Source organism: Blastococcus sp. SYSU DS0616, assembly GCF_054051015.1.
Window position 1 is genome coordinate 62,670 of sequence record NZ_JBJHAJ010000013.1, and the last position, 23,811, is coordinate 86,480.

The following is a 23,811-nucleotide window of genomic DNA, read 5'->3' on the forward strand; positions in this document are numbered from 1 at the left end:
ATGGCGTCCGGACCGCGGGCGGCGGCTCCGCGCTGGGCCGTCGTGGGGGCGGTCGTCGCGGTCCTCGTCGCGCTCCCGGCGCTGGTGGGCGCGCTCCCGGTCGAAGACTCGGCGGTGCCCGCGGCCGAGCTGCGTGCGGCGGTCCTGGCCTCGCGGGACGTGCAGTACTCCGGGTACGCCGAATCGGCCGGCGGGCTGGCCCTGCCGGTGACCGACCAGCTGGACTCCCTCGCGGACCTGTTCAGCGACCGCACGGAGATGCGCGTGTGGTGGCGGGGCCCCGACGACCATCGGGTCGCCGTCATCACCACGGCCGGTGAGACGGGCATCCACCGCGATGCCCGGGGCACCTGGACCTGGGAGTACGAGCGCGCCACCGCGACGTGGGCGGACGCCACGCCGTTCGCCCTCCCCGCCCCACCGGACCTGCTGCCCGCCACCCTGGGCCGCCGCTTGCTGTCCGAGGCCGCCGACGAGGAGCTGACCCGCATCGGGGCCCGGCGGATCGCCGGGCGTGATGCCCTCGGGCTGCGCTCGACCCCGGCGGACCCCGCCTCGTCGGTGCGGCAGGTCGACGTGTGGGTGGACCGGGCCAGCGGCCTGCCGGTGCAGGTGGTGGTCCTCGGCAAGACCTCCGAGGTGCCGGCGCTGGACACCCGCTTCCTGGACCTGGAGCTGGCGGTCCCGGATGCCGCGACCACGTCCTTCGCCCCGCCCCCGGACGCCCACCTGCGCACCGCCGACCAGGCCGAGATCGTGCTCGAGGCGGGGCGGCGGCTCCCGCCGGTGCGCTTCCTCCCCACGCTGGCCGGGCTGCCGCGCCGGACGCTCGACGGCGCTCCGCCCGGCATCGGGCTCTACGGGCGCGGTGTCACCCTGCTCGCCGTCGCCCCCGTGCCGCGGCTGGTGGCGGAAGCCTTGCGCCGCACGCTGGCGCAGAGCCCGGACGCCGTCACCGACGAGACGAGCACCCGCATCGCGGCCGGCCCCGTCGCACTCATGCTCGTGGACCCGCAGGACGCGGAACCGTACCTGCTCACCGGGACGGTCACCCTCGACGCACTGGTCGAGGCCGCCGCGGAGCTGCCGGTGCTGGGGCGGCAGCGGTGAGCACGGTCATCGCGACCCGCGGTCTGGCCAAGCAGTACGGGCGGGTGCGCGCCGTCGACGGCATCGACCTGGACGTGCGCGCCGGCGACGTCTACGGCTTCCTCGGCGCCAACGGCTCGGGGAAGACGACCACCGTGCGGATGCTGCTCGGCCTCGTCCTGCCGACCCGCGGGGAGATCGACCTGCTCGGCGGGCGGATGCCGCGCGCCGGCCGCCGCGTGCTGCCCCGGGTGGGAGCGCTGATCGAGTCGCCTGCCGCCTACGGCCACCTCTCCGGCAGGGAGAACCTCGCGCTGCTCGACGCCGCTGGCCCCGGTGGACCGCGCCGCGACCGGCGCCGGCGCGTCGCCGAGGTGCTCGACCAGGTCGGGCTGGGGGGCGTGGGACGCCGGCCGGTGAAGGCCTATTCGCTCGGCATGCGGCAGCGCCTCGGCCTGGCCGGCGCGCTGCTCCGCCGTCCCGAGCTCCTGGTGCTCGACGAGCCGACCAACGGGCTCGACCCGCAGGGCATCTCCGAGATCCGCGAGCTGCTGCTGGAGCTGCACCGCGGCGGGACGACGGTCTTCCTCTCCAGCCACCTGCTGGCCGAGGTCGAGCAGCTCTGCACCCGCGTGGGCGTGCTCGACCGCGGCCGCCTCGTGCTGCAGGACGACCTGGCCACCCTCACCGCCCCGACCGGCGCCACCGTCGTCCGCACGCCCGCGCCCGGGCAGGTGCGCGCGGTGCTCGACGGCCGCGTCACCGCCGTGGACGGCGAGCGGGTGGTGGTGCGCGGCGGCGACCCCGCCGAGGTCAACGCGCTGCTGGTGCGCGCCGGCGTACCGGTCACCGGCCTCGCGGCCGATCGCCCGACGCTCGAGGAGGTGGTGCTGGCGGCCGCGGCCACCAGCGCCGACCGGGTGGAGCGCGCACGGTGATCGCCGTGGAGCTGCGCAAGCTGTTCCGGCGGCCGCGCACCTGGGCGACGATCGCCGTGCTCAACGCGCTGCCGGTGCTCGTGGCCGTGCTGCTCGTGCTCACCGACCTGGCCCCGCGGCCGGGCGAGGGCCCGCCGTTCCTCTCTGCCGTCCTCACCAACGGCGCGCTGTACCCGCTCGCCGCGCTGGCGATCGTGCTGCCGCTGTTCCTGCCCATCGCGGTGGCGGTGGTCGCCGGCGACTCGATCGCCGGCGAGGCGCAGGCGGGCACGCTGCGCTACCTGCTGGCCCGGCCGGCGGGGCGGACCCGGCTGCTGGTGGCCAAGCTCGTGGCCGTCCTGGCCTTCGTGCTGGTCACCGTGGTCGTGGTCGCGGCCGTCGGGTACCTCGTGGGGACGACGCTGTTCGAGGCGCGGCCGGGTACGGGGACGTCGGTGTCGGGGACGTCGCTCAGCGCGGAGGAGCTGGGCATGCGCACCGTGCTGGCCGTCGGCTACGTCGGGATGTCCATGCTCGGCGTCGCAGCGTTCGCGCTGTTCTTCTCGACCCTCACCGACTCACCGCTCGGCGCGACGATGGGCGCGCTCGCCGTGCTGGTCACGTCCTCGCTGCTGTTCACCCTCGACGCCGCCTCGCCGATCGCGCCCTACCTCCCGACGCGCTACTGGCTGGCGTTCGTCGACCTGTTCCGCGACCCGATCCTGTGGCGGGACATCACCCGCGGGCTCGCGCTGCAGGCGGTCTACGTCGGCGTGCTGCTCGCCGCCGCCTGGGCGAACTTCACCACCAAGGACGTCACCAGCTAACCGCTCAGGCGGGCGCAGTCGGCGGCGTCCAGCGCCACCGGCTCCCCGGCGGTGAGCTGCTCGAGCACGATCGACTGCACCAGCGGGTCGCCGGGCAGCTGCCCGTGCCCGACCCGGCTCTCCGCGCACACCGACTGCACGGTCAGGTTGAGCGCACCGTCGAGCCGGGCCGAGTCCGGCGGGGTGACCGTGCGGTCGAGCGTGGTCCAGACCGACACCCAGCCCACGTCACCCGGCGTCTCGTCGCCCGCGTTGAGCCGGGCGAGGACCGGGCTGTCGGTGGCCAGCTGCCGGCACCCCTCCGGGCAGGAAGACGGCGCCACCTGCCCGGCCAGGTCCGCGAGCCCCGTGCCGTGGTGCGGCGAGCCGAGCGTCACGACGCGGCGGGTCACCTCCGCGCCGCCGTCGGCGACCCACAGCCGGGCGATCACCCCGCCGGCCGAGTACCCGACGACGTCCACGCTCTCCTCGCCGGTGCGATCCAGGGCCGCGCGGGCGGCCTCGTCGAGCGCCGCGGCAGCCTCGCCCAGGTCGCCCGTGCCGTTCCCGGGCAGCGGCACCACGGTGGCGTCGCGGCCGGCCTGCTCCAGCCGGTCGGCCAGCGTCACCAGAGACGCCGTCCCTCCGCCGTACCCGGGCACCAGCAGCACCGGCCCCGGCCGCGCCTGCGGACCCGGGCCCGGGCCCTCGACGTCGGTGGTCCGGGTGGCCAGCAGCACGCCGAGGCCCACGACCGCGGCGGTGACGAGGACGAGCACCGCGACGACCAGACGGCGGCGGGCGGGGGAGAGACCGGCGAGCACTCACCTACTGTCCCTGGCGGAGGGGCCGGCGTCACCGGAGGGCGCCGGTCGCGGGAGGGGGCGCCGTGCTGAGCCGTGACGAGTACCTCGAGGCCTGGTCGCGCTGGCACGGCGGCGCCGACACGCAGGCACCGATCGTGCGGGGCTGGCTGACCCTCGCGCACGCGCTCGCCCGCCCCCTCGCGGCGCTGCCCCCGTCGCTCGCCACGGCCGCCGGCGTGGTCGTCGCGGTCGCGGCCGTGCCCCCGGCGGCCGCGGGCGGCGCCTGGCTCCTCCTGGCCGGCGTGCTGGTGGGGCTCTCCGGCCTGCTGGACAGCCTCGACGGGGCGTTGGCGATCGGTACCGGGCGCGCCTCCCAGCGCGGCTTCGTCCTGGACTCCGTGGTCGACCGGCTCACCGAGGCCGCCTACGCGGCGGCGCTGTGGGTCGCCGGGGCGCCCGGCTGGCTGGCGGTCGCCTTCGGGGCGCTGTGCTGGCTGCCCGACTACCTGCGCGCCCGCGCCGGGCAGGCCGGTGTGGACCGGACCGGCCCGATCTCGCTGTGGGAGCGGCCCACCCGGGTGGCCATGGCGGGACTGACGCTCGGCGGTGCCGGGGTGGTCAGCGGGCTGGAGGTCGCGGGGGTCGACGGCGCCACCCTGGCCGTCACCGCCGGCGCCGCCGCGGGCCTCCTCCTCGGCGTCGTGGGCACGGTGCAGCTCGGCCGGTGGCTGGGGGCCGAGCTGGCCGGTCCCGGTGAGGACGTCGCACCGCCGCACTGACGGCCCTCGGGGCGGCGGCGTCCGTGCGCGGCACCTAGGGTGTGCGTTGCCCGACCCTCGCCGTTCCTCTCCCGTTCCCCGCCCGGTACCCGCGGCGCAGCGGGCCGGAGGCAGCCCGACCCGGAGGAGCGCCTCTCGTGCCCGTCGTCGTCACCGGATCCATCGCCACCGACCACCTGATGACCTTCCCCGGTCGGTTCACCGAGCAGTTCGTCGAGGGGCAGATGGAGAACGTCTCCCTCTCCTTCCTCGTCGACGACCTGGTGCAGCACCGCGGCGGCGCCGGGGCCAACATGGCCTACGGGCTCGGCCTGCTGGGGCTCGCACCCGTGCTGGTGGGGGCGGTCGGCAGCGACTTCGCCGACTACGACGCCTGGCTGTCGCGCCACGGGGTGGACACCGGCAGCGTGCACTGGTCGGAGCTCAAGCACACCGCCCGCTTCGTGTGCACCACCGACGAGGCCAACAACCAGATCGCGTCGTTCTACTCGGGCGCGATGGCCGAGGCCGCGCAGATCGAGCTCGCACCGGTCGTCGACCGGGTGGGCGGTCCCGACCTCGTCGTGGTCGGGCCGAACGACCCCACCGCGATGGTGCGCCACACGCAGGAGTGCCGGCAGCGCGGCTACGCCTTCGCCGCGGACCCCAGCCAGCAGCTGGCCTGGGCCGACGGCGAGATGATCCGCGAGCTGGTGCACGGCGCGGAGGTGCTGTTCACCAACGAGTACGAGTCGGCGCTGCTCCTGCAGAAGACCGGCTGGACGGCCGACGAGGTGCTCGCCCGCGTGGGCATCTGGGTGACCACCCGCGCCGCCGACGGCGTCCTGGTGCGGCGGGCCGGCGAGGAGCCGCTGTCGGTGATCGCGGTGCCCGAGACCAAGCCGGTGGAGCCCACCGGGGGTGGCGACGCGCTGCGCGCCGGGTTCATCGCCGGACGGACGTGGGGGCTGGGCCTGGAGCGCGCCACCCAGCTGGGCTCCGCCGTCGCCACCGCCGCGGTCGAGGTCATCGGCACGCAGGAGTACGACCTGCCACGGGAGAGCTTCCTGGCCCGCTTCGCCGAGGCGTTCGGGGCCGAGGCCGCCGACGAGGTCGCCGCCCACCTGCCGGGCTGACCGCGGTCACTCCCCGCGGACGGTCTCCCCGATCGCGGGGTCCTCGGCCCACCGGCGGTAGGGGATGCGCGCGATCTCGCGGATCTCGCCCACCGTCGTCCACTCGTTGCCGCCGAGCCGGGCCAGCGGCTTGAGGTGCTCGATCCGCGGCCGCCCGTCCCGCACGGCGTCGGCCCACACGCTGATGTGCCGGACCCGGCCGAGGACGACGGTGCTGTCGCCCAGCCGCAGGGTCGAGTGCAGGACGCACTCGATGGACACGGGGGACTCCGCCACGCGCATCGCGGCGACCGTGTCCGCGGGCTCGAGCCGCACCCCGGCCTGCTCGGCCTCGCTGGTGTCCGGCGGGAAGTCGGTGGCGGTGGCGTTGACCTGCTCGAAGAGGGCCTCGGGCGTCAGGTTCACGGTGAACTCGCCGGTGGCCTCCACGTTGCTCAGCGAGTCCTTGCGGCCCACCGAGGTGAACTGGACGACCGGCGGGTCGACGCAGGCGACGGTGTAGAAGGAGTGCGGGGCGAGGTTGTGCACGCCGGCGGCGGAGCGGCTGCACACCCACGCGATCGGGCGGGGCACGACGACGGAGTTCAGCACCCGGTAGAAGGCGCCGGCGTCCATCGCGGCCGGGTCGAACGAGGTGCGTGGGCGCTGCTGCTTGGCGGAGGTCACCGGCTCATCGTCGCCGACGCCGCCGGCCGGGTCGCGCCGACGGGTCGGCCGCGCCAGCGCAGGGTGCCCCGCCGACGCCCCCGGACCGACCGGATCATCAGGACGTCCAGGGCCAGCACCGACACCGGGTGCGCGAGGGCGTCCGGCCAGGCGCGCGCTCCGCTGGCCCGTGCACCGGCGAGGCGGCCGGCCACCCCGGCCAGGTAGCCCACCAGCCCGGCGGGCGAGCCACGGAGGGCAGCCAGGGGCGGGACGACGTAGACGGCGGTCAGCGTGGCCGCGGCCGCCAGCCCGGCCACCGGCGTCCCGCCCACGGAGGCCCACAGCGACTTCGCGTAGCCGTCGCGGACCGCTGCCCACCCGTCGTACATCCGGCAGGCGGCGAGGCACGAACCGTCGATCGGCACGCCCCGCCCGCCGGCGCGCTTGACCGCCCGCAGCAGGGCGATGTCCTCGAGCACCTCCCCGCGCACGGCCGCATGGCCCCCGGCGCGCTCGTACGCCGAGCGCCGCACCACGAGGAACTGGCCGTTGGCGGCGGCCAGCGACGGGCGGGGCGAGCGCTCGGCGAGCCGCAGGGGCAGGGTCGTCAGCCAGAGCCACGGGGCCAGGGGCTGCACCAGGCGCTCCGCCGGGCCCACCGCCAACGGCCGCGGCCACGGCGAGACCAGGTCCAGGCGGTGGGCGTCGAGCACCGCCACGGCCGCGGCGACGGCGTCGGGGAAGAGGCGGACGTCGGCGTCGACGAACACCAGCACCTCGGCGTCCCCGGCCTCGGCCGCCCCCACCGCGCAGGCGTGCGGCTTGCCCAGCCACCCGGCCGGCAGGGGCGGGGCGGTCACCAGCCGCACCCGCGGGTCGCCCACGGCCCGGACGACGTCGGCGGTGCCGTCGGTGGAGCCGTCGTCGACCACGACGACCCGGAGCCGCTCGGCGCCGCGCTGGTCGAGCAGCGCCGCCAGGCAGCCGGCGACCTGCTCGGCCTCGTCGCGCACCGGCAGCACGACGGTGACCGGCCGGTCCACCGCCGGGGGATCCGCCGGCGGGCGGCGGAGCAGCGCGGTGTTGACGGCAGCGTGCACGGCGCCGGCGACCGAGACACCGGCCAGCGTGCGCAGCAGGCGCCCGCTCACGGCCGCCCCGCGCGCCGGCGCTGCAGCGCCAGGACGGCCAGGACGCAGGCGCCCAGCGCCGCCCCCCAGGCCGCCGAGCCGGGCAGGCCCAGCCAGCCGGCGTGCGCGAGGGCGCCGCCGAGGGTCATCCACGCCAGCGCGAACAACGGGGCGCCCGGGCCGACGCGTGGTTCGCTCGCGGTGCGGGCGACCAGCACGTCGAGCAGCGTCATCAGCACCAGCCCGGCCAGCAGCCACCCGGCGAGGTTGGTCAGCGGCACGGTCTCGATGCCCGGCAGGCCGGGGGAGGGGTGCTCCCACGTCCAGTAGCCGGCCTGCACCAGCTGCGGGTCGAGGACGACGTCCCACGCCGCGAAGACCGCCGCCGCCCAGGCGACCCGCGCCGGCCGGCGGCGGCTCGCGCGTACCGGGCGGGCCAGCACCTCGCCGAGCAACCAGCTGGGCCAGGCCATCATCAGCCAGGCCAGCGGCACCAGGAACGGGACGCCGAGCAGGGTGGGGCCGAGGACGTCGCTGTAGCGGTAGCTGCCGTAGGGGAACCCGGTGGCCACCCCGACCGACTCGAACGCGATGGCGACCGACGCGACCAGCACGAGCACGCCCAGCCCGGTGCGGGCACCCCGGCTCAGCCCCGCGTGCGCGACCGACAGCGCCGAGCCGAGCAGCACGATGCCCCAGGAGACGACGTCCCGGTCGGGGCCCGAGGTGAGCGGGTAGGCGATCGCCGTGGCGACCAGCGCCGCGACCAGCAGGACGGGGACCACGCGCGCCGCGGTCGGTGCCGGCGGTGCCGCGGTGGTGGTCGTCACGCCCTTCCCGCTCCGTCCCGGATCCGGCGGACCGCGCGGCCGGCCGCCGCCCGCGCGCGGGGCAGCGCCCGGCGGTCGGCGAGGACCGTGCGGGCCGCCGTCCGCCCGGAGTTGCCCGAGACCCCGCCGCCGGGGTGGGTGGAGGCGCCGGAGAGGTACAGGCCGGGGAGCCCGGGCACGCGGTAGCCCGACAGGCCAGGGGCCGGGCGCAGGGCGAACATGCTGGCCAGGCCCATCTCCACGTGCATGACGTTGCCACGGGGGAGGGACAGCTCCCGCTCGAGGGCCAGCGGGGTTTGCACGTACGTCTCCCGGACCGAGGCGGCGAACCCGGGGGCGTGGCGGTCGACGGCCTCGATCAGCCGCCGGGCCTCGGTGTCGGCCAGGGCGTCCCAGTCGCCGCCGTCGGCCAGTGCGTACGGGTACCACTGGCCCCAGATCGTGACCACGTGCCGCCCGGGCGGGGCCAGGGTGTCGTCGCTCGCGGAGAACGACATGGCCAGCGGCACCGGCTCGCGGGGCAGCTGCCCGGCACCCCAGTCGCCGTGCGCGGCGGCCAGCTGCGCCCGGTCGGTGCAGAGCAGCTGGAGGCCCTGCAACGCCTCCGACCCGGCACCGGGGTAGGACGGCTCGGCGTCGGTCAGGGCACGGACCACCAGGCCGAAGCCGTTGCCGACCGGTGGGGCGGCGTCGGCCAGGACCGGCGGGGCCGCGTCGCCGGCCAGCTCCCGGGTGACGCCGATGTGGCAGGCGGCCACCACCGCCGGTGCCCGGACCACCCGGCCGGCGCGGGTCTCGACGCCGGCGACCCGGCCGTCCTCCACGAGCAGCCGCGCGGCGCCGTCGCCGAGCACGACCCGGCCGCCGTCGGACTCCAGCCGCCGGCGCAGCGCCTGGGTCAGCCCGCCGGAGCCGCCCACGGGGTGCCCGGGTGGGACGTCGTGCAGCAGCGCCACCCAGCCGACCATCGCCGCGGTGCCGGGCTCGGACATCGGTGGGCCCGACTGGGCGCCGAACCACGCCAGCGCCGCCTTGAGCCGCTCGCTGCCGAACCACTTGTCCAGCAGGGCGTCGCCGGAGCCGAGGAAGTCGACCGCCAGCTCACCGCCCGGGGTGCGCGGCCGTCCCTCGGTGGGCGCACCCAGCGGCCAGAACGACCGCACCAGGCCACCGGCCGACGGTGCGCGGCCGAAGGAGGCGACCACGGCCCGGCTGCGGGGACCCCAGACCTCGACGAACCGGCGGTAGGCCGCGGCGTCGGCCGGTCCGCAGGCGGCCGCGATCGAGGCGCAGGTGGCGTCGAGGTCCACGGCGAAGACCAGCGGCCGGCCGGCCGGCCCGGGATCGCCGGGCGAGGGGGCCGGCGCGAAGCCCCACGGGTCGCAGTCGACGTAGCGCAGCCCGTGGGCGGCGAGGTCGAGCTCCTCGACGATGCCGCTGTGCCGGACGATGACGTGCGCGCTGGACCCGCGGTCCACGCGGACCCCGGGCCAGCGCTCCACGGTGGAGACCGCCCCGCCGAGGACGTCGTCGGACTCGACGACCTCCACGGACAGGCCCTCCCGGGCGAGGTAGCAGGCGGCCACGAGGCCGTTGTGGCCGGAGCCGACGACGACGACGTCCACGGGTGCGACGTCCACGGGTGCGGCGGGTTCGGGGGCGGTCACGACCGGGAGTTCGTCGCGGAGGGGTCGCGCGGATGCAGCGGCAACCGTGCGCCCAGGATCGCGAAGGGGCGGGAGTCGCCGGGGAAGTGGTAGCCGCGGGCCAGGTCGACGAACCCGTCGGCGCGGTACAGCCGGAACGCCTTGGTGTCGGCGTCCGGTGTGGAGAGCAGGGCGACCGGGTGCGGCAGGCCCTCGACCAGCGCGTGCAGCAGCCGCCGGCCCAGCCCCTGGCTCTGCGCGTCGGGGTGGACGTGCAGCTCGCAGACCTCGAAGGCGCCGGGCAGCCACTTCTTCGCCGTGCGGCGGTCCAGCGCCGCGCGCACCTGGTCGTGCCACCACTGCCCGGGGGCGATGAGGTAGCCGTACCCGAAGCCGACCAGCCGCTCGCCCTCCGGGGTCTGCGCGAAGGCCCCGACGGCGCGGAAGCCGGGCCGTTCGGTGTGCTGGATCGCGTAGCCGTACCGGCCGGCGACGATGCCGGAGTCGTAGCCCATGGCCAGCCCGTAGATGGCCAGCACCTCGTGCATGTGCTCCCGCATCCAGGGGACGGGGAGCTCGAGGATCCGGGTGGCCGGGCGGGTGCCCGTCACGGCGCGACCCCGGTGGCGTCCGACAGGTCGCCGCCGCCGACCGTCGTGGCGGTCCCGTCGAGCGGACCGCCGCCCACCTCGGCCGCGGTGCCGGCGGTGATGCGGAGCAGCTCGTCGTAGCTGGTCGGGAAGACCGCCGTCGGGTGCCCCGCCGCGGCCCACAGCCGGTCGTACCGGGCGAGCTCCACGTCGACGAGGGTGCCGAGGGGGGCCGGATGCCCCACCGGGGCCACCCCGCCGATGGGCTGGCCGGTGTGCTCGCGGACGACGTCCGCGGGGGCGGGCGCCAGGGAGCCGACGCCGAGCAGCGCCGCGACCTGGACGACGTCGACGCGGTGCGCGCCGCTGGTGAGGACGAGCAGGGGCGCGCCGTCGGCGAGGAAGAGCAGGCTGTTGACGATCGCACCGACCGGCACGCCCAGCGCGGCGGCGGCTGCGGCCGCGGTGCGGACCTCGGCGGGGAGGACTCTCACCTCACCCTCGGCGCCGGCCGCGGCGAGGGCCCGGGCGACGGCGGCCACCCGGGGGTGCGGGGGTGGGCTCATGCACTGATCCTGCCACCGCCCGGAAAGAGGCGCGCCCGGTGTGTCCCGTCCGGCGGGGGGTGCGGGCGCGGTCGACGGACACGCCGTGGCCCGGCTTGACGAGGGGTGGGCGCTCGGGTCTACTGGTCGTCGTTCGAACGCGTGTTCGAACGACGTCCGGCCCGTCCTTCCCGGCTCTCTTCCCCGCCGGTGGGGTGGCGGGCGTGCGCGCGGGGTGAGGCGTGGGGAGGCTGTCATGAGCCGGGTGCTCGGTGAGGTCGTCGGTCGGGCCGGCGAAGAGGTGCAGGTCGAGCGCGGCCCGCTGGGGCCGGTGCAGTTCTGGCGCGGGCAGTCCCGGTACGTCGTGGGCGAGCTGCTCGACTCCTGGCTGGAGACCGCGCCGTGGTGGCTGCGGGACGCGGAGGCGGGCGGTGCGTCCGACGACCTGGTGGCGCCCCGTGAGGTCTGGCGGGTGGAGGCGGTGCGGGCCGGGCGGTCCCGGATGAGCTTCGCCGGCGTCTACGACCTGACGTGGGACGCCGCCGGCAACCGCTGGTGGCTCGTCCGGGTGCACGACTGATGGGCGCCGCACGAGCCGTGCCGGCCGGCCAGCTGCCGCTGCCGCCCGCGTTGCCCGCCGCGGCCGCCGGGCTGCTCCGCCAGGCGCACCGCGGCCTGGCCGAGGCGGCCGCGGCCACCGATCCGCGGGAGCGGTACGCCACCGCGCACCTGGCGGCGCTCCGGGCCGCCGCCGCGGTGCTGGCCGCCCGCACCCGTCCCGAGGGCGGCCGCCGGCGGCCGCGCAGCGCCTGGGTCCTGCTGGGGCAGGTCGCCCCCGAACTGGGGGAGTGGGCCACCTTCTTCGCCGCCGGTGCGGCCAAACGCGCCGCGGCGGAGGCGGGGTTGTCCCGGGCGGTCACCGAGCGGGAGGCCGACGACCTGGTCCGTGACGTGCGGGGCTTCCTCGCCGTGGTCGAGGCCGGGCTCGGGGTCGACGCACCGCCCGAGCCGCCCCGCTACCCGAGGCCGCACGTGGTCGGCGGGGCGCCGTCCCGGTCGGGGTCCCGGTCCACCGGGTCCCGGACGTGAGTGACCCCTTCGTCCACCTGCACGTCGCCTCCGGCTACTCCATGCGGTACGGGGCCAACCACCCCGCCGATCTGGTGGCCCGGGCCGCCGAGCACGGCATGCCGGCGCTGGCCCTGACCGACCGGGACGGGCTCTACGGCGCGGTGAAGTTCGCGCTGGCCTGCCGGTCGGCCGGGGTGCGGCCGATCTTCGGGGTCGACCTGGCGGTGGCGCCGGCGCTGGGTACCAGCGTGCCGCCGGCGCTCGCGCACGTGCTGGGGGAGGAGCCCTCCGCGGCCCGGTCCTCGCGGTCGCGGGCCGCGGCGCCCCCGCGCCGGACCCCGGCCCGGGGCGGGGTGAACGTCGACCCGCGGCTGCCCCGGGTCACCTTCCTCGCGCGGAACGGGGCCGGCTGGCGGTCGCTGTGCCGGCTGACCAGCGCCACCCACCTGCGCGGCACCCGCGGCGAGCCGGTGAGCTCGCTGGCGATCGCCGCCGAGCACGCCTCCGGGCTGGTCCCCCTGCTCGGTCCCGACTCCCCGGTGGGCCGGGCGCTGCTGGCGGGTCGGGCCGACCTGGCCGGCCAGCAGCTGGACGCCTGGCGGGCGGTCTTCGGGCCGGGGCTGGCGCTGGAGGTGGTGCACCACCGGGGCCGGGGTGACCGGCAGCGCGCCCAGGCGCTGCTCCGGTTCGCCGCCGAGCAGCAGGTGCCGGTGGTCCTGAGCAACGCGGTCCGGTACGTCGACGCCCTCGACGCCCCGACCGCCGACGTGCTGGACGCCGCCCGGCGGCTGGTCCCGCTCGGCGCCCGGCACGTCGACCGCACCACGGCCGAGGGCTACCTGAAGTCGGGCAAGGAGATGGCCGAGGTCGCCGAGGACCTGACCGGCCCCGACCGGGACGCCGCCCTGCGGCTGCTCGAGCGCACCGCCCGGCTGGCCGAGCAGTGCGCCGTGGACCCCGCGGGCGACCTGGGCATCGGCAGCGTGCGGTACCCCGAGCTGGACGTCGTCACCACGCCGGCGGAGCGGGGGATGGGCCCGGCGCAGGTGCTGCGCGCCCGGTGCGAGGCGGGGCTCGGGCGGCGGGGCGTGGTGCCCACGACCCGGGTGCGGCAGCGGCTGGAGGAGGAGCTCGGGGTCATCGACTCCCTCGGCTACCCGTCCTACTTCCTCACCGTCGCGGACGTGGTCGACCTCATTAAGAGCTTGAGGGTTCGCGCGGCGGCTCGCGGCTCGGGCGCCGGCAGCCTGGTCACCTACCTGCTGGGCATCTCCGACGTCGACCCGCTGCGCTACGGGCTGCTGATGGAGCGGTTCCTCTCGCCGCTGCGCCACCAGTTGCCCGACATCGACATCGACGTGGAGTCCGCGCGCCGGATGGAGGTCTACGACGCGGTGATCGACCGCTTCGGCGCCGACCGGGTCAGCTGCATCTCGATGATGGACACCTACCGGGTGCGCCACGCGATCCGCGACGTCGGGGCCGCGCTGGGCCTGCCGCAGGCGGAGGTCGACGCCGTCGCCAAGGCGTTCCCGCACATCCGGGCCAATCAGGTGCACGCCGCGCTGCGCGACCTCCCCGAGCTGCGGGCCAGCCGGTACGGCTCGCGCCGCGCCGGCGGCACCGGCGACCTCGACCTGCTGTTCGACCTCGTGTCCCGGCTCGACGGGCTGCCCCGGCACATCGCCCTGCACCCGTGCGGGGTGCTGCTCTCCGACGCCACGCTGCTGGACCGCACCCCGGTGGAGAGCAGCTACCTCGGCTACCCGATGAGCCAGTTCGACAAGGACGACGTCGAGGAGCTGGGGCTGCTCAAGCTGGACCTGCTCGGCATCCGGATGCAGTCGGCGATCGCGCACGCCCTCGACGAGATCGAGCGGGTCGACGAGGAGGCGGTCGACATCGACGCCGTCCCGCGGGACGACCCGACGACCTTCGAGCTGATCCGCAGCACCCGCACGCTCGGCATGTTCCAGATCGAGTCGCCGGGGCAGCGCGAGCTGGTCGGCAAGTTCGGGCCGCGGACGTTCGAGGACATCATCATCGACATCTCGCTGTTCCGGCCCGGACCGGTGAAGAGCGACATGGTCACCCCCTTCCTCATGGCCCGGAACGGCTGGCGCGAGGTGGAGTACCCCCATCCGGACCTGGAGTTCGCGCTCGCCGAGACCGCCGGGGTGGTCGTCTTCCACGAGCAGGTGCTGCAGGTGGTGGCCCGGATGGCCGGCTGCACGCTGGCCGAGGCCGACGAGGTGCGCCGCGCCCTGGGGGAGAAGGACGCCCACCCGGAGGTGCGGGCGTGGTTCGTGCCGCGGGCGCTGGCTGCCGGCTACCCGGTGGAGGTGGCCGAGCGGGTGTGGGAGGTGCTGGCGTCCTTCGGGTCGTTCGGTTTCTGCAAGGCCCACGCCGCGGCGTTCGCGCTCCCCACCTACCAGTCGGCCTGGCTGAAGACCCACCACCCGGCGGCCTTCCTGGCCGGGGTCCTCACCCACGACCCCGGCATGTACCCGAAGCGGCTGATCCTCGACGATGCCCGCAACTTCGGCATCCGGGTGCTCGGCCTGGATGTCAACGCTTCGACCGGCAGCTACCGCGTCGAACGGCTGGTCGCGGACGACGACGTGGACGACGACGCGACGAGCCCTGACCGTGAGGTGGAGGCTGAGAGTTCGGGCTGGCGGCGTCCGGAGTGGATGCCCGCGGCGATGCCCGACCCGACGCGGTACGGCATCCGGCTGTCGCTGGCCGACGTGAAGGGCATATCCGACGACGAGGTGGCGCGGGTCGTCGCCGGCCAGCCCTATCGGTCACTGACGGATTTCTGGGCGCGGGCGTCGGTGTCCCGCCCGGTGGTCGAGCGGCTGGTGCTGGCCGGTGGTTTCGACTCGCTCTACGGCTTCGGCATGCGGGACCGGGAGGCCGGCCGGCCGACCCGCCGGCGCCGGCAGGTGACCCGGCGCGACCTGCTGCTGCAGATCAGCGAGCTCGACCGGTGGAGCCGCAGCGGCGCGCGGGCGACGTCCGACGGGCAGCTGAGCCTGGACCTCATGGGGCTGGAGCTGTCCGAAGAGTCCGCCGGGGAGCCGGCCGGCCCGGAGTGGGCAGAGAGCAGCGGATTGCCCGAGTTCACCGACGCCGAGCTGGTGCGGGCAGAGCTGGAGGTGCTCGGGCTGGACGCCAGCCGGCACGTGATCGACTTCTACCGGCCGTTCCTGTCGGCGCTCGGCGCGGTGCCGGCCGGTGAGCTCCTCGGCTGCCGCAGCGGCGCGGAGGTGCTGGTGGCCGGCGTCAAGGTGGCCACCCAGACCCCGCCGATCCGGTCCGGGCGCCGGGTGGTGTTCGTGACCCTCGACGACGGCACCGGCTGCACCGACTCGACCTTCTTCGAGGACGCGCAGGGCCCCTACGCCGCGACGGTCTTCCACTCGTGGCTGCTGGTCATCCGCGGGGTGCTGCGCCGGACGGGGCCGCGCGGGGTGTCGCTGCGGGCCACCGGGGCGTGGGAGCTCCCGGCGCTGCACGAGGCCTGGGAGGCCGGCGGGCTCGAGTCGGTCGCCGAGCTGATGGCGGCTCCGGGGGAGTACACCGAGCAGGCGATCGCGGGGGCCGCGGCCTCGCACGGCTCCCGGCCGGTGGTCGTGCGGCCGGTCCTGGTCCACCCGACCGGGTTCCGGATGTCGCCCTACGCCGACATCAAGCCCGCCGGCGACGAGACCAAGGGCGCCGCCCGGCGGGCCGCGGCCGCGCCACCCCGCAAGCTCTGGCACTCCAGCCCGGGCAGCTCCGGTCACTGAGGTGGGCTCCCGACCGCACGCTCGCCCGTCAGTGCTCGGCGCGCTCGGGCAGCGCGCGCAGAGCGAGCGCCTGCGCGGCGGCGGTGACGAGCGCGGCGCCGACGATCGCCACGTAGAACACCCACCCCGGTCGGCCGTGCGCGACGACGAACGCACCGGCGCAGAGCAGGACCGCGATGGCGATGTCGGAGCCGTACCGCTGACCACGGGGGAGCGACTCGGACACGTGCCACCTGCGCGGCGGCGGTCCCGAGGAGGCCGCGGCGAGCCGTACCTGGAGCACGGCCACGGCCGCCCCGGCGAGGATCAGCCCGGCACCGATCAGGACCGTCACGGGCAGCAGGCTAGCCGCGATCCCGCCCGAACCGGAACCGTGCGTTCCGGTGGTCTGCGGCCAGTGCGCTCAGCCCTCGCCGTCGGTGGCGTCCTCGACCTCCTGCTCGACGTCGTCGACGCCCTGCTCGATGTTCTGCTCCACGTCGTCGTCGACCACGTCGTCCCCGCAGGCGACCGTCGTGAGGGACGCGGCGGTGATGGCGAACGCGGCCGCGGTCCGGCGAATTAGGCGGGGGCGGGCGGAACGGCCCATGGGGATCTCCTCGTGGTCGGCGTGTGATGACCCGTTCGGGTGCCCGTCGACGAGGGCCGGCCAAACGATCGACCAACGCAGGGTCGACGGACCGATGAGTCCACGGGCCGGGCGCGGTCCGACCACCGACGTCGGCATCCGGCCGGCGCGAAGGAGGACCGGCCATGCCCAAACAGATCCCGTGCCTGTGGTTCGACGGCACCGCCGAGGAGGCCGCGGCGCTCTACACCTCGGTCTTCCCGAACTCCGGCATCGGGAAGGTCACCCGCTATGGGCCCGGCCTGCCCCCACCGATGAAGGAGGGCGACGTCGTGACCGTGGACTTCACCCTCGACGGCCAGGAGTACACCGCGCTCAACGGGGGCCCGGAGTTCTCGTTCACCGAGGCGGTCTCCTTCCAGATCATGTGCGCCGACCAGCAGGAGGCCGACCACTACTGGCACCGGCTCACCGAGGGCGGCGAGGAGAGCATGTGCGGGTGGCTCAAGGACCGCTTCGGTGTCTCCTGGCAGGTGATCCCGGCGGAGCTCATGACGCTGCTCGGTGACCCCGACCCCGGCCGCGCCCAGCGTGCCACCCAGGCGATGCTGCAGATGCGCCGCATCGACCTGGCCGAGATCCGGCGGGCCGCCGACGGTGCGGACGCGTAGCCCGGGCCCGCGGCGCCCACCGGCGGGGAAGCGGTGGGCGCCGCGCTCCGCCACTAGGCTCCGGTGGGTGCCGACCGTTCCCGCTCCGCCGACCGCGGAGCAGCTGCCCGCCCGCACCGCCGCCGTGTGGGCCGCGCTCGACCCGCTGGTCGACGCCGGTGACGCGCTGCGCGTGCTCGACGTCGGCGGGGGGAGCGGGATGTTCGCCGTCCCGCTGGCCCGCCTGGGGCACACCGTCACCGTCGTCGATCCCAGCGCCGACGCCCTGGCCACCCTGCGCCGGCGTGCCGAGACGGCGGGTGTCGGCGGGCGGGTGCGCGGTGTCCAGGGGGACGGCGACCTGCTGCACGAGGTCCTCGCCGACGACGAGGGCGGGTACGACCTCGCGCTGTGCCACTCAGTGCTCGAGGTGGTCGACGACCCCGGGGTCACGCTGGCCGAGATCGCCGGCGCGCTGCGGCCCGGCGGCCGGGTGAGCCTCGCCGTCGCCAACCGGGCCGGCGCGGTCCTCGCCCGAGCCGTCGGCGGCCACCCCGCGGAGGCGCTGGCCCAGCTCCGGGACCAGGACGCCCACCCCGGCCGGCCGCTCCGCCGCCGGTTCAGCCCCGACGAGCTCCTGGCGCTCGTCGGCGGTGCCGGTCTGACCCCCGGCGCCTGGCGCGGGGTCTCCGTCGTCGCCGACCTGCTCGACTCCGCCTCCGGGGCCGATCCGGCCGCCGTCCGGGACCTCGAGCTCGCGCTCGCCGAGACCTCGCCCTACCGCGAGGTCGCCGCAGGCCTCCACCTGCTGGCGACCCGCGCGTGACCGGGGAGGGCGACGGCGTGCTGCCGCCCGACCTGCACCGGCCGGCCTACGGCGTCGCCACCCTCGCCGACGTGCTGCCCGGCGTCGCGGCGGCGCTGGGGACGCCGGTGCCCCGGGGGGACCTGCCCGCCGACCCGCTGGGCCTGGCCGACGCGCTGCACGGGGCCCGCCGCGTGGCGGTCCTGCTCGTGGACGGCCTGGGCGCCGACCTCGTCCGGGCGCACGCCGACCTGGCGCCCACGCTGGCCGGCATGAGCAGCCCGGCCGGAACCCTGCAGGCGCCCTGTCCCAGCACCACCCCGGTCAGCCTCACCACCATCGGCACCGGACTGCCCCCGGGCAGCCACGGGATCCTGGGCTTCGTCACCGAGGTGCCGGGGGAGGGGCGCACCCTCAACCACACCCAGTGGACCGACGACCCCGACCCCGCCGACTGGCAGGCGCAGCCCACCGTCTTCGAGCGCGCCGCCGCCGACGGGGTGGCGGTCACCGCCGTCGGGCCGTGGGCCTATGCGGGATCGGGCCTCACCGTGGCCGCCTACCGCGGGGCCGAGTACACCGGGGCGGTGGGGCCCGGGGACCTCACCGCGCTCATGCGCTCGGGCCTGGAGGCGGGCCGGCGGTCCCTGGTCTACGGCTACATGGCCGAGCTCGACCTCACCGGCCACGTCCGCGGGGTCGACTCGCCCAGCTGGCGCGCGCAGCTCGCCCTGGTCGACCGCGTCGTCGCGCAGCTGGTCGACGGCCTGCCCGACGACGCCGCGCTGCTGGTCACCGCCGACCACGGGATGCTCGACGTCCCCGCCGCGACGCGGCTGGACCTCGACGACGAGCCCGACCTCGCCGACGGGGTGCGGGTGCTCGCCGGTGAACCCCGCGCCCGGTACGTGCACACCGAGCCCGGGGCGGAGGCCGATGTGCTGGCCCGCTGGCGCGGGGTCCTCGGCGACCGGGCGTGGGTGGTGGGGCGCGACGAGGCCGTCGCCAGCGGGGTCTTCGGGCCGGTGGACGACGCGCTGGCGGCCCGCATCGGGGACGTCGTGGCGCTGGCCCGCGGTAGCTGGGCGCTGATCAGCCCCCGGCTGGAGCCGGGGCCGAGCCGGCTGGCCGCCTACCACGGGTCGTTGACCGCGACGGAGCTGGCGATCCCGCTGCTCGCCGCCCGGGGACGCGCGCTCCGCTGAGCCGGGCGGGTCAGCCCGGCGGTGCCGACAGCGACAGGTGGTGCCAGGTGCGCACCCGGCCGGCCGTGGTGGCGGAGCAGGTGAGGTGCACCGTCTCCGGTGACGGCCGGCTCTCCACGGTGACGGTGACCGGCCCCGCCGGGCCGGTCAGGATGACCTCCCACCGCTCCGCGCCCGGGTCCGCCGCTTCCCGCCGGGTCGAGCGGACCGGCGGCAGCTCGTCGACGCCGAGGACGCCGAGCTCCTCGCGCGCGTAGTGCTGGGCGGCCTGCACCGGTGCGGGCAGCCCTGCCCGTCCGCGCAACCACGGCAGAGCCACCTGCCCCCGGTCGTGCGCGGCGACGACCAGCCCGCCGTCCCCGGGGACCTGCCCGTAGTAGAAGCCGTGCGGCAGCACCAGCACGTTCGCCGCGAACCGGTCGCCCCCGAGGTGGCTGCACTCCCACACGTCGGTCGGGCCGGGCGCGGGCAGGGCACGGGCCAGCGGACGGCCGCGCAGCGCGCAGCAGGCGTCGTGGCCGCCGTGCGTGCACACCAGGTAGGCCGGCCCGGACGCCGGCTCGCCGACCGACCCGTCCCACGGCGCGCTGAGCAGGTCGGCGTCGGTCGAGCGCACCGACCACCACAGCCCCTCCCGGCCCAGCCGGCTGTCGGCGTAGGCCCAGCGCCGGCCGGAGTCGGCCAGCCGGTCGCCGGGCCGGCGGACCAGCAGGACCCGGACCCCCTCCCGCTCGGCCCGCTCGGCGAGCAACCGGGCCACGCGTGCGTCGAACCTCGACTGGAGCAGCGCCTGCCGTCCCCACGGCCCCGGCTGCTCGACCAGCAGCCAGCGGGACACCGGTGAGGCCGTCGCCACCCCCGAGTCGCCGCGCTCGAGCGCCTGCACCGAGCAGCGGCCGGCGTCGAGCCGGCCCGGCGGGCGGGCGGGGACCTCCGTGCGGCAGAAGTCGTCCTTCCCCGCCGGGTCCGGTGCGGTCACGCCCTCCACCGGGTCACCGGGGTTCCCCGGACGCCGCCCCCCGCCCGCCGTGCCCGGTGGCGGGCAGGGTCGCGTCGGGCACGGTGGCGATCGACTCGGTCACCAGCCGGCGGGCCAGCGTCAGGCGGTCCGCCGGGTCGAGGCCGGGCAGGTCGCCCACCTTCAGCTCGCCGGCGGCCAGCAGCTCGGTCAGCGCGGCCCGGGCGTCCTCCGGGAAGGAGTGGGTGCGCCGGCCCGCCACGAGGGTCACCCGGCCGTCGTCGGCGTCGCGCAGGGTGCACCGCAGGTGGCGGCGCAGTCGCAGCACCGTCCCCGGGTCCAGCGCGGCCGCGGCGACGGACTGCGCCAGCGGTGCGACCGGTTCCGGCCGCACCTGCGCCCAGGTCCGGGCCCGCAGGCGGTCGGCGACGTCGGCCGGGTCCACCCGGCCCAGCCACTCCCGCAGTCCCTCGACGACGGCGGCGACGTCGTCGGCCAGGGCGTCGGGACCGGACAGGTCGACGCCGAGGGGCAACGAGCTCCGCAGCGCGCGGTCCTCGGCCGCCAGCGTGCGCACCAGGTCCAGCACCGACTCGGCCGCCGCCCAGCGGGTCACCGAGTGGATGCCGACGGTCAGGTGCGCGCTGATCTCGCCGAGGGCCTTCGCCGAGTGCAGGAACCCACGCGGCAGGTAGAGGGCGTCGCCGGGCCGCAGCACCGCGTCGATCACCGGTGCCCGCTCGGCGGCCGCCGCCACCTCGGCAGCGCGGTCGTTCCACGGCTGGGTGCGCAGCGGATCGGGCAGCACCGGCTCGTGGATGGTCCAGTGCTTCTCACCGGCCACCTGGAGCACGAAGACGTCGTGCACGTCGTAGTGCGGGCTGAAGCCCTGCGACGACGGCGGGGTGACGTAGGCGTTGACCTGCGTCGGGTGGCCGAGGTCGGCGGCCAGCTGGTCGGCGAACTCGATCAGCGGCGGCCAGAGCCGGTGCAGCCCCTGGAGGACGACGGTGCTCCCGTCGGCGAACAGCCGCAGCACCGCGTCCGAGGAGACCTGGTCGGCGATCTCCGCGCCGGCCCCGCCCGACGTGGTGAACCGCTTCGCGTCGACGACCGCGCCGTCCTTGGCGATCCGCAGGAACGGTGTGCGCAGGCCGCGTCGGGAGAGCAGCTCGTCGACCGCCGGCAGGTCGAGCAGGTCGGTGAAGGAGTTGCCGGTGTCCTCGGCGCGGGTCAGGAGCGGGCGCCGTGCCCAGTGCTCCCGGGCGAACTGCTCGGGGGCCATGTTCGTGCACCGCCGCAGGGCCGGGCGGAGCTGTGGCTCCGTCCGGCCCCGCGGGGTCGGGTGCTCGTTCAGGCCGAACCGTCCGCGCCACCGTCGGCACCGCCGTCGGCGCCACCGTCCGCGCCGCTGTCGGCACCGCCGTCCGCGCCGCCGTCCGCGCCGCCGTCCGCACCGCCGTCCGCGCCGCCGTCGGCACCGCTGTCGGCACCGCCGTCGGCGCCACCGTCCGCGCCGCTGTCGGCACCGCCGTCCGCGCCACCGTCATGGGCGCCCGGGGTGCCCGAGGCGCCGCCGTCGGCCGGGCCCTCCGTGCTGGTCATGTCGTCGTCGTCGAGCGCCATGGCATCTCCGTCCAGGTCGATCAGGGGCGGCCGGCCGGCCGTCCCTGCGTCGCTGCTTACCTCCCTCACCCGGGTCTGACACCTGCCGTCCGGCCAGCGGTTTCCGCTGTGCGGGGAGGGTCACGATCGCGTGACGGCTCGGCGTCCGGTGCAGTCGTCTCCTTCCTGGCGGGCATCTCGTGTGGGTCCACCCCTGAGGGGCACCTCTGAGGGGTCAGAGGCACGAGACGACGCACGAGGAGGAGATGTCATGACAGAGGGTCGTACGCAGACAGGCGCGAGCGCCGACGTGACCCAGGAGACGTCGGGTGGCCGGCTGGACCCGGCCAGGGACGAAGGGGCGAGCCGCGTAGGCCTCCGGGACACGCACCACCAGACGCCGCCCACGCGCCGGGACCGCGTCCGCTGGGGCCCGGTCTGGGCCGGCCTGATCGTCGCGGTGCCCACCTTCCTGCTGCTGCAGCTGGCCACGCTGGCCCTGGGCTGGTGGGACATGGGAGGTGGTGACGGGAACAACGCCGACCTGATCAGCGGCATCAACGGGCTGCTCGCCCTCTTCCTGGGTGGTCTCACCGCCGGGGCGACCGCGCTGTGGCGCGGGGTCAGCGAGGGGCTGCTCCACGGCATCCTGGTGTGGGCGCTGACCGTGGTCACCATCGTGCTGCTGACGCTGTTCGGTGGCGGTGCCCTGCTGGGTTCCCTGGCCGGCGTGGTCACCGACGTCGCCGGCATCCAGCAGGCCAACCTGCCCGACATCCAGGCCGGCCAGGCCGCCGAGACGGCGCGCTCGGCCGCCAGCTGGGCGGTCCTCGGGCTGGGTCTGTCGATCATCGCCTCCGCGCTCGGCGGGGTGATCGGCGCCAAGATGTGGCCGGGCAAGCAGGACACCGAGGTCGTCGCCCGCTGACCTCGGCGGGCCGGGGCGCGCCGGTCGGCCGCCCCGGCGCCGGACCGTTATCGTTCCCGTGGGTCGAACGCATGTTCGATCCACGGGGACGTGCGGGAGGTGGCGGTGGCGGGCGGCGTCGGACGGGCGGACGGGTGCACCGTCCTGCACATCGACATGGACGCCTTCTTCGCCAGCGTCGAGGTGCGCCGGCGCCCGGAGCTGGCCGGCACGCCGGTGATCGTCGGCGGGGCCGGGAACCGCGGCGTGGTCACCTCGGCCACCTACGAGGCCCGCAGGTACGGGGTGCACGCGGCCATGCCCACCGCCCGCGCGCTGCGGCTGTGCCCGACGGCGACGGTGCTGCCGGGGGACATGGCGCTCTACGCCGAGGTGTCCCGGGCGGTCATGGCGCTGTTCCGGTCGATCACCCCGCTGGTCGAGCCGCTGAGCCTGGACGAGGCGTTCCTGGACGTCTCGGGCGCCGGCCGGCGGCTGGGTGACCCCGTGGCCATCGGCGAGTACCTCCGCGCCCGGGTGTTCGACGAGCAGGGCATCACCTGCTCGGTCGGGGTCGCCGGCACCAAGTTCGTGGCGAAGCTCGCCTCCACCCGGGCCAAGCCCGACGGGCTGCTCGTCGTCCGCCCCCCGGAGGTCATGGGTTTCCTGCACCCGCTGCCGGTGGGTGCGCTCTGGGGAGTGGGTCCGAAGACGGAGGAGACGCTCCTGCGGCTCGGGCTGCGGACCGTGGGCGACCTGGCCCACGTGCCGGCGAAGACCCTCCAGCGGGCGCTGGGTGCCGCCGCGGGCGCCCACCTGCACGAACTCGCGTGGGGGCGCGACCCCCGGCGGGTCGTCCCCGACGAGCCCGAGCGCTCCACCGGCGCGGAGGAGACCTTCGCCGCCGACGTCGACGACCCCAGGGTGGTCCACCGCGAGCTGCTGCGGCTGGCGGAGCGGACGGCCGGGCGGCTGCGCTCGACCGGCTGCCTGGCCCGCACGGTCAGCATCAAGGTCCGCTTCGCCGACTTCACCACGATCACCCGCAGTCGCACGCTGGCCGCGCCCACCGACGTGGGGCAGGAGCTCTACGACACGGCCCGCGCCCTCTACGACGCCCTGGGCCTGGACCGGACCCGCATCCGGCTGGTCGGCGTCCGGGCCGAACGGCTCGTCGAGGCGGGTTCCGCCCCCCGGCAGCTGGAGCTCGGCGCGCGCGAGCACGGCCGCCGGGAGGCGGAACTGGCCGCCGATCGCGCCGCCCGGCGCTTCGGAGCGGGAGCGGTCCGGCCGGCGACGCTGCTGGGCTCCTCGGGGCCGGTCGGGCGGGCGGCTCGCTGACCAGGC

The 23,811-nt window shown here is 76.4% G+C and carries 25 protein-coding genes; 13 read left to right on the plus strand and 12 right to left on the minus strand.

Annotated features, from left to right (window positions below; genetic code table 11):
* Genes ACI79K_RS11710 through ACI79K_RS11720 form a run of 3 tightly spaced genes read left to right on the plus strand, consistent with a single transcriptional unit; the run spans nt 1 to nt 2,833 of the window.
* Nucleotides 1-1,110 (plus strand): LolA family protein, encoded by a 1,110-nt coding sequence (locus tag ACI79K_RS11710; protein WP_456589501.1) that lies wholly within the window; start codon nt 1-3, stop codon nt 1,108-1,110.
* The gene (locus ACI79K_RS11715; protein ID WP_456599769.1) at nt 1,107-2,027 is read left to right on the plus strand and encodes an ATP-binding cassette domain-containing protein; all 921 of its coding nucleotides are present in this window, start codon (nt 1,107-1,109) and stop codon (nt 2,025-2,027) included. Before ACI79K_RS11710 ends, ACI79K_RS11715 begins: the two co-directional genes overlap by 4 nt.
* Before the next feature lie 5 nt (nt 2,028-2,032).
* Nucleotides 2,033-2,833 carry an ABC transporter permease gene (locus ACI79K_RS11720; RefSeq protein ID WP_456589499.1) on the plus strand — a complete coding sequence of 267 codons (801 nt, stop codon included), beginning with the start codon at nt 2,033-2,035 and terminating at the stop codon, nt 2,831-2,833.
* On the opposite strand, the gene ACI79K_RS11725 is transcribed toward ACI79K_RS11720, so the two are convergent.
* Nucleotides 2,830-3,636, minus strand: a complete 807-nt coding sequence (locus ACI79K_RS11725) for a lipase family alpha/beta hydrolase (protein WP_456589498.1) — start codon at nt 3,634-3,636, stop codon at nt 2,830-2,832. The genes ACI79K_RS11720 and ACI79K_RS11725 overlap by 4 nt on opposite strands.
* Nucleotides 3,637-3,701: 65 nt before the next feature.
* On the opposite strand from ACI79K_RS11725, the gene ACI79K_RS11730 reads away from it, so the two are divergent.
* Nucleotides 3,702-4,397: a CDP-alcohol phosphatidyltransferase family protein gene (locus ACI79K_RS11730; RefSeq protein WP_456589497.1), complete on the plus strand. Its 696-nt coding sequence runs from the start codon at nt 3,702-3,704 to the stop codon at nt 4,395-4,397.
* Nucleotides 4,398-4,534: 137 nt separating this feature from the next.
* Nucleotides 4,535-5,512, plus strand: coding sequence for a carbohydrate kinase family protein (locus ACI79K_RS11735; protein WP_456589496.1), 978 nt, complete (start codon nt 4,535-4,537; stop codon nt 5,510-5,512).
* A gap of 6 nt (nt 5,513-5,518) precedes the next feature.
* Here the strand turns inward: ACI79K_RS11735 and ACI79K_RS11740 are convergent, their stop codons facing one another.
* From ACI79K_RS11740 to ACI79K_RS11765, 6 genes are read right to left on the minus strand one after another with little or no spacing between them, the layout of a single operon-like run.
* A complete protein-coding gene (locus ACI79K_RS11740) occupies nt 5,519-6,178 on the minus strand; it encodes a flavin reductase family protein (protein ID WP_456599770.1) in 660 nt (219 codons plus the stop codon).
* Entirely contained in the window at nt 6,175-7,311 is a 1,137-nt protein-coding gene (locus tag ACI79K_RS11745) for a glycosyltransferase (RefSeq protein ID WP_456599771.1), read from the minus strand. Before ACI79K_RS11745 ends, ACI79K_RS11740 begins: the two co-directional genes overlap by 4 nt.
* Nucleotides 7,308-8,120 carry a carotenoid biosynthesis protein gene (locus tag ACI79K_RS11750; protein ID WP_456589493.1) on the minus strand — a complete coding sequence of 271 codons (813 nt, stop codon included), beginning with the start codon at nt 8,118-8,120 and terminating at the stop codon, nt 7,308-7,310. The genes ACI79K_RS11745 and ACI79K_RS11750 overlap by 4 nt, the downstream gene beginning before the upstream one ends.
* The gene (locus ACI79K_RS11755) at nt 8,117-9,787 is read right to left on the minus strand and encodes a phytoene desaturase family protein (protein WP_456599772.1); all 1,671 of its coding nucleotides are present in this window, start codon (nt 9,785-9,787) and stop codon (nt 8,117-8,119) included. Before ACI79K_RS11755 ends, ACI79K_RS11750 begins: the two co-directional genes overlap by 4 nt.
* Nucleotides 9,784-10,377, minus strand: a complete 594-nt coding sequence (locus tag ACI79K_RS11760; RefSeq protein WP_456589491.1) for a GNAT family N-acetyltransferase — start codon at nt 10,375-10,377, stop codon at nt 9,784-9,786. Before ACI79K_RS11760 ends, ACI79K_RS11755 begins: the two co-directional genes overlap by 4 nt.
* Entirely contained in the window at nt 10,374-10,922 is a 549-nt protein-coding gene (locus tag ACI79K_RS11765; protein ID WP_456589490.1) for a YbaK/EbsC family protein, read from the minus strand. The genes ACI79K_RS11760 and ACI79K_RS11765 overlap by 4 nt, the downstream gene beginning before the upstream one ends.
* A gap of 235 nt (nt 10,923-11,157) precedes the next feature.
* Between ACI79K_RS11765 and ACI79K_RS11770 the strand changes: the two genes are divergently transcribed.
* From ACI79K_RS11770 to ACI79K_RS11780, 3 genes are read left to right on the plus strand one after another with little or no spacing between them, the layout of a single operon-like run.
* Nucleotides 11,158-11,481 (plus strand): DUF6504 family protein, encoded by a 324-nt coding sequence (locus ACI79K_RS11770; protein ID WP_456589489.1) that lies wholly within the window; start codon nt 11,158-11,160, stop codon nt 11,479-11,481.
* On the plus strand, nt 11,481-11,990 hold the full coding sequence (locus ACI79K_RS11775) for an SAV_6107 family HEPN domain-containing protein (RefSeq protein WP_456589488.1): 510 nt from the start codon (nt 11,481-11,483) through the stop codon (nt 11,988-11,990). Before ACI79K_RS11770 ends, ACI79K_RS11775 begins: the two co-directional genes overlap by 1 nt.
* Complete coding sequence (locus ACI79K_RS11780; RefSeq protein ID WP_456589487.1) at nt 11,987-15,766, plus strand: DNA polymerase III subunit alpha; 3,780 nt, start codon at nt 11,987-11,989, stop codon at nt 15,764-15,766. The genes ACI79K_RS11775 and ACI79K_RS11780 overlap by 4 nt, the downstream gene beginning before the upstream one ends.
* 28 nt (nt 15,767-15,794) lie before the next feature.
* Here the strand turns inward: ACI79K_RS11780 and ACI79K_RS11785 are convergent, their stop codons facing one another.
* Nucleotides 15,795-16,100, minus strand: a complete 306-nt coding sequence (locus ACI79K_RS11785) for a hypothetical protein (protein WP_456589486.1) — start codon at nt 16,098-16,100, stop codon at nt 15,795-15,797.
* A gap of 69 nt (nt 16,101-16,169) precedes the next feature.
* The gene (locus tag ACI79K_RS11790; RefSeq protein ID WP_456589485.1) at nt 16,170-16,355 is read right to left on the minus strand and encodes a hypothetical protein; all 186 of its coding nucleotides are present in this window, start codon (nt 16,353-16,355) and stop codon (nt 16,170-16,172) included.
* 164 nt (nt 16,356-16,519) lie between these two features.
* Here ACI79K_RS11790 and ACI79K_RS11795 point away from each other — a divergent pair, with 164 nt between their 5' ends.
* The 3 genes from ACI79K_RS11795 to ACI79K_RS11805 all read left to right on the plus strand — a co-directional run bounded on the left by ACI79K_RS11795 (nt 16,520) and on the right by ACI79K_RS11805 (nt 18,994).
* Complete coding sequence (locus ACI79K_RS11795) at nt 16,520-17,005, plus strand: VOC family protein (RefSeq protein ID WP_456589484.1); 486 nt, start codon at nt 16,520-16,522, stop codon at nt 17,003-17,005.
* 67 nt (nt 17,006-17,072) lie between these two features.
* Nucleotides 17,073-17,810 (plus strand): class I SAM-dependent methyltransferase, encoded by a 738-nt coding sequence (locus ACI79K_RS11800; RefSeq protein WP_456599773.1) that lies wholly within the window; start codon nt 17,073-17,075, stop codon nt 17,808-17,810.
* The gene (locus ACI79K_RS11805) at nt 17,807-18,994 is read left to right on the plus strand and encodes an alkaline phosphatase family protein (RefSeq protein WP_456599774.1); all 1,188 of its coding nucleotides are present in this window, start codon (nt 17,807-17,809) and stop codon (nt 18,992-18,994) included. Before ACI79K_RS11800 ends, ACI79K_RS11805 begins: the two co-directional genes overlap by 4 nt.
* 10 nt (nt 18,995-19,004) lie before the next feature.
* Here ACI79K_RS11805 and ACI79K_RS11810 read toward each other — a convergent pair whose 3' ends face one another.
* The 3 genes from ACI79K_RS11810 to ACI79K_RS11820 all read right to left on the minus strand — a co-directional run bounded on the left by ACI79K_RS11810 (nt 19,005) and on the right by ACI79K_RS11820 (nt 21,578).
* Complete coding sequence (locus tag ACI79K_RS11810) at nt 19,005-19,973, minus strand: sucrase ferredoxin (RefSeq protein WP_456597241.1); 969 nt, start codon at nt 19,971-19,973, stop codon at nt 19,005-19,007.
* A 13-nt stretch (nt 19,974-19,986) separates the two neighbouring features.
* Nucleotides 19,987-21,237 carry a cupin domain-containing protein gene (locus ACI79K_RS11815; RefSeq protein ID WP_456599775.1) on the minus strand — a complete coding sequence of 417 codons (1,251 nt, stop codon included), beginning with the start codon at nt 21,235-21,237 and terminating at the stop codon, nt 19,987-19,989.
* A 68-nt stretch (nt 21,238-21,305) separates the two neighbouring features.
* A complete protein-coding gene (locus ACI79K_RS11820) occupies nt 21,306-21,578 on the minus strand; it encodes a BatC protein (RefSeq protein ID WP_456599776.1) in 273 nt (90 codons plus the stop codon).
* Between the two features lie 250 nt (nt 21,579-21,828).
* On the opposite strand from ACI79K_RS11820, the gene ACI79K_RS11825 reads away from it, so the two are divergent.
* Both ACI79K_RS11825 and dinB read left to right on the plus strand, forming a co-directional pair.
* On the plus strand, nt 21,829-22,485 hold the full coding sequence (locus ACI79K_RS11825; RefSeq protein WP_456589478.1) for a permease: 657 nt from the start codon (nt 21,829-21,831) through the stop codon (nt 22,483-22,485).
* A gap of 105 nt (nt 22,486-22,590) precedes the next feature.
* Nucleotides 22,591-23,805 carry a DNA polymerase IV gene (dinB, locus tag ACI79K_RS11830; RefSeq protein ID WP_456597245.1) on the plus strand — a complete coding sequence of 405 codons (1,215 nt, stop codon included), beginning with the start codon at nt 22,591-22,593 and terminating at the stop codon, nt 23,803-23,805.
* Nucleotides 23,806-23,811 lie beyond the last annotated feature (6 nt).